A 4,344-nucleotide genomic window follows, 5' to 3' on the forward strand; every position below is an offset into this window, starting at 1 on the left:
AATCCACACCGAACCGGAAGGCCCTCACCTGTTTCAAGATCCCTCAGCCGAGACCTGCCTCACCCGTCCACAACCTCCCCGGACAGAACAGCTAGACCGCTCGCCCGAGGCGTTGAGTCAACCCGCTTCCTGGGCCTTGGCCGCCTGACCCGTCGGTGACGGCCGCGAGGCCGGGCCGGGTGGCCGTGGTGGTCGCTCTTGGCCTGCCAGGCCCTGGCCTGGACCGTGGACCAGTACGACGCCCGGGTACCGGCCGCTGCCTGAACGGTCCCGGCAGGAGCCCACTGTGGTGAGCCTGGTGGGTAGGCCGTGCGGTGCCCAGCGTTTCTGCTTCGCTGCGTCTGGGCTGGCCACGATGATCCGTCGTACGGTGCGGCAGCAGACAGCCGCCCGTGCGCCCGTTGCTCAACGAAGGAGACGGTCCATGGCCACCGGCACGGTGAAGTGGTTCAACGCGGAAAAGGGATTCGGCTTCATCGAGCAGGATGGCGGGGGGCCGGATGTGTTCGTCCACTACTCGGCCATCGCCGGTGGTGGCTACCGGGAGCTCAGCGAGGGCCAGAAGGTCCGCTTCGACGTCACCCAGGGGAACAAGGGCCCGCAGGCCGAGAACGTCACCCCGGCCTGATAGGGACCAGCACGCCCGCGGGCTGACGTCGTCGTGACCGCCCTTGCTGCCCTTGGCCTCGGCGGCGCGCAGTCCGTCGTAGGTCAGCTCGCGCTGGAGGTCGCGCTGGAGTTCACCGGCGGCGGCGAGGGTCTGCACCGGCGGAAAGGTGTCCCTGACGCCGAAAATCGTCGCTCCAGCCGTACTGCACACCTTGGTTGACGAACGCCCTGCTTGGGGCGGGATGGCGGTGGGAGACTGACGCCGAGTTCGTCAAGGTGATCAAGGGCAGCGACATCGCTCCGCGCGCTCCCCGGCAGCGCTGCGCGACGGCCGCGAAGCGGCTGACCAAAGCCAGGGCCCGCAAGCTCATCACCGCCCTGGCCGGCCACGACTAGTCCGGCTCGCCCCCGTCGTCGTCCTCGTCCAGCTCCGGCGCGTCGGGGTCGCGCAGTGGGCGCAGGGCGCCGGCGGCCGGGGTCGAGGCGGTGAAGCTGTAGCGGCCGAGCAGGTTTAGGTTGCCGTGCTTGAGCGGGGAGAGCCGGGCGATGTCCTTGCGGGCGGAAGGCCCGTCAGCAGCTGGCTGATGCGATGACGCGTGAGCAGCCGCTACGTCGCCGGGCCTGAGTACGTCCCAGTTTCATCGGGGGCCGGAGGTCAGGATGCGGTGGGAGTCGGAACTGGGGCGGGGGCATTGGTCAGCTGAATACAGGCCGCCTGGGTGGCCTCCGCACCTTGGGTAGGAGAAACGCTGGGGGTCGGAGAGGCCGGCGGGATGGCGGTCTTGTTGCCGAAGCAGCTGACCCACTCTTTCCCATCTACCAGCGAATCCTTTTTCGAGACGACAGCCGCAGCGATCATGACTACTGGTTCCTTGTCTTCACCCGACGACGGTTCGCTCGTGGGCGGGGAGCTGGGCGACGGACCGGCGGGCACCGCCGGCACAACCACCTTGGCCGTCTGTTTCGCCTTGCCGTCGACGTCCGGTCCGGTAGCCCCCGAATACAGCGTGTTGCCACCGAATGTGACACCAACCCACAGCACATGAGTCTCGGCCACGTCATCCGCCTCCGTCGAGATCTTCACCGCCGCGCTGGAACCGACCATCTCCCATTCCGCGGTCACAGTCGGCCTCACACGGTCCCTTTGGACGAACTGCTTCGCCAAGAAGAGAAGCCCCAACAAGCCAACGACCAGCAGGAAGCAGCCCGCAAACATCCACTTCTGCTTCCCATTACTCGGCCGCATGGCCACAAACGCAGTAACCAAGATGAGGACCAAGCCACAGCCCAAGGCGATAGCGGTCAGTTCTGTCTGATTACGCAACAGCAGGGCCAGGTCACCCGTGGTCGCGCCGATCAGACCAAACGCCGCAGTCCCAAGGGCAACAAGGCCAGCCAACAGTTTGGCCACATCTCCTACTACGTCGTTCGCCCCCGCACCGCCGGCGTCCGGACGAGCGTCTCGTCGTTGTCGACGTCGTTGAAGGCGAACGCGTACGCCTTGCCATCGGCCATGCGGGCGTGAATCGCGCTGGCGTAGTGATTGGTCGGCCGCCTTCGCACCGCCGTCGTCCGCCGCACCGCCATCGTCTGCCTTCGCCATGCGAAGCCTCCGAGCCGTTATATCGACAGATCTTGGATATTTCGCAATGTAGCGGGACTAACGCGCCGCAGCTCCCCGTGCATGGTGATTGGGGCGCCACGCCAGTGGGACTGCGGCGCGAATAGGCACGGTCCGCAGGCGCGTCACATGCCTCCGGGGCGAACGGGTGGGGCGGAAGTGGTGCAGCCGGGGTGATTAGTCCAAGAGTGAGGGGCCGAACGTTGTGCCCCGCAGGTCAACGTTGCAGCCCGGGCTGAGACTAGCCAGGTACCGGCGACGTCTTCGTGGGTGGTGCTGTGGCGGCAACATCCGCACATGGTGAACCGTCTCAGTCCTGGCGTCGCCGGGCGGCTTCGGTGAGTAGGTGGCGCAGTTCGGGTCCACTGGTGGGGACCTTGACGCTGTGGATGACGGCGTCTCGCGGCTGGCCGGCAGGGTCGGTGGCGGACATCTGCATGTGGTCGGAACGGGTGAGGGCATCGAGGGCCGGTGCGTACTCGTCAACGTCGAGGACAACGGCCAGGCTGGTGCTCACGGGCTGGAGCCATTCGATCTCCAGCCGGATCAGGCTCGCATCCGGGGCCGCGAAGGCCCGCCACCGGGTCGAGGTGTCCGCGCCCCCGGCCGGCGGGTCGGTTGCCACCATCCGCAGCAGATCAGCCACATCGGGCCGGGCCGCGAGATCCACGGCCAGGAAAACCGGCCCTCCCTCGCCCCGCACGGAGGTCAGGACCCGACGCAGCGGAACGGACTCCGTGAGAACCTTGCGAACCTCGTCCAGTAGGTACGTCTCCTCGTCCACCTCGTCGCGCTGCTGGTCATCAAGGCCGAATCCCAGATCTCCGGCGGGGTAGCGCTCTTCGGCGGGGGCGGTGGCCAGCCGGTGCAGGCACTCGGCGAGCGCATCGCGGACCGGCTGGGTGCCAGGCCAGTCGGCCGCGGTGCTGACCAGGGCGTGTCCGGCCAGCAGAAGGAGACACAGGGCGGGCTGGGGTGTGGAGGGATCGAGGCGCAGGACAGGGTTGTGGCCGGCGATGCGGGCGCGCAGGAAACGCAGCATGGACAGGATCGTGGGCGCCAGGTCCGTGAAGACCGGCTCCTCCAGGAGTTCGGCGAACATCAGGTCGATGCTGGAATTCTGGCGTTCGGTCAGGAGGGCGACGGCTTCGAGAGCTGCTGCCTCGGCGAACAGCATGGCCTCGGCCGTCTGTAGAAGGCTCGGGTCCGTGGTGGGGACGGTGCCCTCGATGTAGGCGCGCAGCACATTCTCGCCAGCCTCGGTAACGGAGGAGGGCAGGTCGTCGTACACCTTGGACACGAGGTTCTGCTTCCTGATCGGTGGGGCACGGCGGGTCCGCTGTGTCGGGGCCGGCCTCAGCCGTGCCGCCGTGCCGCTCGCCACTGGCTGCTCAGCTCACGGCTCGCCTTGCGCAGGGCGTGCTGCTTGTTCTCCGGGTCGGCCCAGCAGGTCGCGAAGATCATGTAGAGGGTGTCGCCGTACGGGACGAACCCGAGCGTCGCCCACAGCTCGCGCAGACGGTCACGGGCCCGGGCCCACTCGTCCTTGCTCATGCCCGTGGCGTCGATCGGAGCGGGATGCACCATCACCGCGCGGCAGCCGGGCGCCAGGCGGCGCAACGCGTCCGCGGCGATCATCGGTCCCAGGCCGAAGCCCCGCCACCCCTCGACAAGCTCGACCTTGTCGAGGACGAGCAGGTCCTCGCCCCAGACCTCAGTGAGCTCCTCGAACTCCTCGGTGTAGCCGTCGCGCTCGTCGTTGAAGACGGTCTCGGCGATCTCGTAGAGGTTCTGTGATTCCTCTTCCATCGCCCAGAACGGGTTCTGCGAACCGCCCCAGCGAACCTTGACCAGCTCCAGCACGCCGACGTGGAGGAGGCGGTGCGGGCACTCCTTGTCCTCGTCGACGAACCCGCCTTCGGCCTCGGTCCGGTCCCACCTGGCAGTGCACCGGTCACAGGGCGGGATGACTTCCACACCCGAGCCGTCCTCACCCAGGTGGGCGGTCACCCGTCACTTCTAGGGCCTGTGTGACGTCGTGATCAACCTTGCCAATCCGGATCCGTATGGAAGGTGGATCCGGTAGGAAACAACCGTGACGCGCAGGCAACTCA

5 protein-coding genes and 1 pseudogene are annotated in these 4,344 nt (G+C 67.4%); 2 read left to right on the plus strand and 4 right to left on the minus strand.

The window, feature by feature from the left end:
* Window positions 1-424: 424 nt before the first annotated feature.
* Together ACWD0J_RS40955 and ACWD0J_RS40960 are read left to right on the plus strand one after the other, a co-directional pair.
* Window positions 425-628 (plus strand): cold-shock protein, encoded by a 204-nt coding sequence (locus tag ACWD0J_RS40955; protein WP_416523201.1) that lies wholly within the window; start codon window positions 425-427, stop codon window positions 626-628.
* 197 nt (window positions 629-825) lie between these two features.
* A complete protein-coding gene (locus ACWD0J_RS40960; RefSeq protein ID WP_451500953.1) occupies window positions 826-1,005 on the plus strand; it encodes a hypothetical protein in 180 nt (59 codons plus the stop codon).
* A 259-nt stretch (window positions 1,006-1,264) separates the two neighbouring features.
* On the opposite strand, the gene ACWD0J_RS40965 is transcribed toward ACWD0J_RS40960, so the two are convergent.
* From ACWD0J_RS40965 to ACWD0J_RS40980, 4 genes and pseudogenes are all read right to left on the minus strand, one after another.
* Window positions 1,265-2,020, minus strand: a complete 756-nt coding sequence (locus tag ACWD0J_RS40965; protein ID WP_451500954.1) for a hypothetical protein — start codon at window positions 2,018-2,020, stop codon at window positions 1,265-1,267.
* Window positions 2,021-2,028: 8 nt separating this feature from the next.
* Window positions 2,029-2,157, minus strand: a pseudogene (locus tag ACWD0J_RS40970) (beta-1,3-glucanase family protein); the annotation flags it as partial.
* Between the two features lie 383 nt (window positions 2,158-2,540).
* On the minus strand, window positions 2,541-3,530 hold the full coding sequence (locus ACWD0J_RS40975) for a hypothetical protein (protein WP_451500955.1): 990 nt from the start codon (window positions 3,528-3,530) through the stop codon (window positions 2,541-2,543).
* 56 nt (window positions 3,531-3,586) lie between these two features.
* On the minus strand, window positions 3,587-4,240 hold the full coding sequence (locus ACWD0J_RS40980; RefSeq protein ID WP_451500956.1) for a hypothetical protein: 654 nt from the start codon (window positions 4,238-4,240) through the stop codon (window positions 3,587-3,589).
* Window positions 4,241-4,344 lie beyond the last annotated feature (104 nt).

This window comes from Streptomyces sp. NPDC003011 (genome assembly GCF_053591515.1).

Excerpts from the sequence above, each read along its gene's own strand:
- ACWD0J_RS40955 (WP_416523201.1), top strand. The coding sequence starts at position 425 with ATGGCCACCGGCACGGTGAAGTGGTTCAACGCGGAAAAGGGATTCGGC.